Raw genomic sequence first — 4,095 nt, 5'->3', positions numbered from 1 at the left:
AGAAAAGCCCTCCTTCAAACCCCGGCATCCCGATCGGGACGTGCCACAACCGAGGGGGCGGCGATCAGGAAAGGACTTCAACTTCGAACTTCGCGTGTGGGTTCGACAGCGGATCGCGGCGGCGGCGCGACCACTGGCCGCGCGGGCTCCGTTGCCCGCCGGCATCCGCCGGATCACACTCTCAGCGCGCTCTCCTTCGAAGCGGCGTCGCGTTCACGCGCACCGAGGAGCGAACAAGTTCCCTGCAACGAGGGCGCCTTGCAAGAAAACGAACAGCATGTGCACCGCGATCGAACTCATCTGCGCGGCCGACGGTCTGCCGGACCTGCTGCGGCCGGTGCCTCACAGCGCTGAGGAACCGGTGCGCGCGTCCGGACAAGTGCGTAGAACCTCCACGACGTCCCTGCACGCCTGCCGTTCCACGGCCATGCCCTCATCCCCCCGCCGACTACGCTACGTACGTCCGTTCGGACTGCAGGTATACGCTACCCCAAAGGAGTTTCGCGTCAAGGCAGTTGAAGAGGCTTGATCATTCTTGCCGCGGCGACGCTGCCCACCGGGGTCCGCCGAGCGCGTGAGAGGGGCGGACAACCGCGTCGACGCAGGTGGCAACCGGTGCCGACACGCCCTCACACCATGCGGCCCGGCGTCTCGTACAACCCGATTGAGCCCGGCGGCGGTTGACCCCCCAGGAGCGCGCCGGGATGATCCAGTGCCTGGCACAGTCGCTGCCGGGGACCGACATTCGCGAGGGGTTCAGACGTGACCGAAGCCGTTTCCTTCCCGCAGGATCGTTCCTGCCCCTACCACCCGCCCACCGGCTACCAGCCGTTACTCGAAGAGGGGCCAATCTCCCGCGTCAGGCTCTACGACGGGCGCGAGGCGTGGATCGTGACGGGACACGCCGAGGCACGGCAGCTGCTGACCGACGAGCGCCTGTCGTCGGTCCGCGAGAACCCCGCCTTCCCGGTGACCTCGCCGCGCTTCGCGGCCATCCCCCTCGAGCAGCGCCGTACCCCGCTGCTCGGCGCCGACGGCCCCGAGCAGCACGCCCAGCGCCGCATGCTGCTGCCCCGCTTCACCAACCAGCGCGTCGCCGGCCTACGCCCGCAGATCCAGCAGCTCGTGGACGACCTGCTGGACGACATGGTCGAAAAGGGTCAGACAGCCGACCTGGTCGCCCAGTTCGCGCTCCCGCTGTCCTCCAGCGTGATCTGCGCACTGCTCGGCGTACCGTTCTCCGACCGCGACTTCTTCGAGGAGCAGTCCTCGCTCCTGCTGCGCGCCACGACGGGTGAGGAGGCAGCGGGCGCCGCCGTCCAACTCATGACCTACATGGGCGAACTGATAGCCCGCAAGGAGAGCGAGCCGGGCGACGACCTGCTCGACACGCTGGTCGAGCACATGCACGCGGGTGAGCTGGAGCGCCAGGACGCGGTGAGTCTGGCGATCTTCATGCTCATCGCCGGTCACGAGTCGACCGCCAGCATGATCACACTGAGCACCTTGACGCTGCTGGAGCACCCCGAGCAGCTCGCCGCGCTGCGGGCCGACGACACGCTGTTCCCCAACGCTGTCAACGAACTCCTGCGATTCCTCTCCATCGTGGAGGGCCTGGCCCGGGTGGCCACCAAGGAGATAGAGATCGGCGGGGTGGTCATCCGCCCCGACGACGCCGTGTTCTTCGGTACCTCGCTGGTCAACCGGGACCCCTCCCTCTACGCGGCCCCCGACGAGCTGGACCTGACGCGCGACGCGCGCCACCACATCACGTTCGGCCACGGCACCCACCTGTGCCTCGGCCACAACCTCGCGCGTGTCGAGATGGAAATCGCGCTGCGGGCCCTGTTCGCCCGTCTGCCCGGCCTGCGCCTGGCCAACCCGGTCGACCAGATCCCGTTCGCGCCGGGCGACACGATCCAGGGCCCGCTGTCCCTCCCGATCGCCTGGTGAGGCGGTCGGCGACCCGGGCGTGCCGCCGCGCAGCACGATGACCGAGCAGAACCCACACTGGAGGGGCAAGTGAGAGACGAAGTCGTGACCCGCGCGACCACCCGGGTGATCCCGGTGCCCGGGCTGGCGAAGCCGGTGGCACTGATCACCCTGGACAACGGGCTCGACCCCACCAAGCCGAACACGTTCGGCCGCGAGGGACTCAACAGCATCGACGCCGCCTTCGATGAGGCGCTGGCCGCGGACCCGGCGGCGATCGCGGTGACCGGCAAGCCCTTCTGCTTCTCCGTCGGCGCCGACCTGGCCGCCGTCGGGATGGACCGCGAGACCACGCTGGCCGTAGGCAAGCTCGGCCACGACGCGTTCCGCCGCTTCACCGACTCCCGGATCCCGACCTTCGCGTTCGTCAACGGGGTGGCGATCGGCGGCGGGCTGGAGCTGGCGCTGTCGTGCCAGTACCGGACGGTGGCGTCCGACGTCCCCGCGATCGGCTTCCCCGAGTGCGCGCTCGGCCTGCTCCAGGGCTGGGGCGGCACGCAGCTGCTGCCGAACCTGATCGGTCCGGACCGCGCGGTCACCGTGATCATCGAGAACGCCTTCAACAACAAGATGCTCCAGCCCGCCGAGGCCGTGGAACTGGGCGTCGCCGACGTGCTGCTGGACGCGGGCGGCTTCCTCGACGCGTCGCTGCACTGGGTCGCGGACGTCGTCAACGGCCAGACCCCGGTGCCCCGCCCCGAGTTCGACCGCGGCGCGGGCTGGGACGCGGCGATCGACCGGGCGCGCGCGCTGGTCGACGCCAAGACCCGCGGCGCGTCGCCGGGCCCGGTGCGGGCCGTTGAACTGCTGGACTTCGCCCGCCACAACGACCTGGACCGCGGCTACCGGGCTGAGTCCGAAGCCATGGCCGACGTCCTGATGGGCGACGAGTCGCGGGCCAGCCTGTACGCGTTCAGCCTGGTGCAGTGGCGCGCAGCCCAGCAGCCGGGCCTGCCCGACGAGTCGCTGGCGCGCCCGGTGCCGAGCGTCGGGATCGCCGGTACGGGCCCCCAGGCCACGCAGCTGGCCCTGCTGTTCGCGCGGCAGCTGGACATCCCGGTCGTGCTGATCGGCACCGACCGGGCACGCCTGGACGAAGCGGTGGTCCGCGTGCGCACCGAGGCCGACGCGCTGGCCGACAGCGGCCTGCTGTCGCGGGACGCGGCCGACCGCGTCAAGGCGCTGGTGTCGGGCTCGCCGGACACCGGAGCGCTCCGCGAGGCGGGTGTCGTCGTCGAGGCGCTGGACGGCGATCTCTCGGCGAAGCAGCAGGTGTTCGCGGAGATCGAGGAGTACGTGTCGGCCGGATGCGTGCTGGCGACCGCCACGTTCTCCTCGTCGGTCGCGGAGACCGCGCTCAAACTGCGGCACCCGGAGCGGGTGGTGGGGCTCCGCTTCGCCGACCCGGTCGCCTCCGTGCCGCTGCTGGAGGTCGTTCGCGCCGACGGCACCGACGACGCCTCGCTGGCCACGGCGTTCACACTGGGCAAGCAGCTGGGCAAGACGTGCGTACTGGTCTCGGACGCGCCCGCGCTCGTGGTCGACCGGGTGCTCGCCCGCTTCCTGGGCGAGGTCGTCGCCGCCCTGGACGAGGGCACCCCGTTCGAGCTGGCGGACCAGGCGTTCGAACCGCTGGGGCTGCCGATGGCGCCGCTGGGCCTGCTGGGGCTCATCGGCCCCGCGGCGGTCCTGCGCGTCGCCGAGGCCCTGCACGCGGCGTTCCCCGACCGGTTCGCGGTGAGCGGGAACCTACGGCGGCTCGCCGAGGCGGGCAAGACCTCCGTGTGGCTGCGGGACGCCGCCGGCGGCAAGACCCTCGACCCCGAGGTCGCGGCGCTGTGGCGGGCCGGTTCCTCGCCGTCCACCGCGGCCGCGCTGCTGGAGCGTACGTCGGCGGCGCTCGCCGACGAGATCCGGCGGATGCTGGACGAGGGCGTGGTGGCCGAGCCGCAGGACGTCGACCTGTGCCTGATCCTCGGCGTCGGCTGGCCGTTCTGGCTCGGCGGGATCACGCCGTACCTCGACCGGACCGGCGTGTCCCAACGGGTGACGGGCCGGCGGTTCCTGCCGCCGGGCGTCGCCAGCGTGCCCGAGGCGGAGTAG

2 protein-coding genes are annotated in these 4,095 nt (G+C 71.3%); both read left to right on the top strand.

Annotation, left to right across the window (positions count from 1 at the left end):
* Window positions 1–762 precede the first annotated feature (762 nt).
* The gene (locus AC067N_RS23885) at window positions 763–1,953 is read left to right on the top strand and encodes a cytochrome P450 (protein ID WP_478680913.1); all 1,191 of its coding nucleotides are present in this window, start codon (window positions 763–765) and stop codon (window positions 1,951–1,953) included.
* Window positions 1,954–2,022: 69 nt separating this feature from the next.
* A complete protein-coding gene (locus AC067N_RS23880) occupies window positions 2,023–4,095 on the top strand; it encodes a 3-hydroxyacyl-CoA dehydrogenase NAD-binding domain-containing protein (protein ID WP_478680912.1) in 2,073 nt (690 codons plus the stop codon).

The organism is Streptomyces sp. NPDC042364, assembly GCF_056437585.1.
The sequence above is the reverse complement of the archived record's forward strand: the minus strand, read 5'-3'. Positions and strand labels throughout refer to the sequence as shown.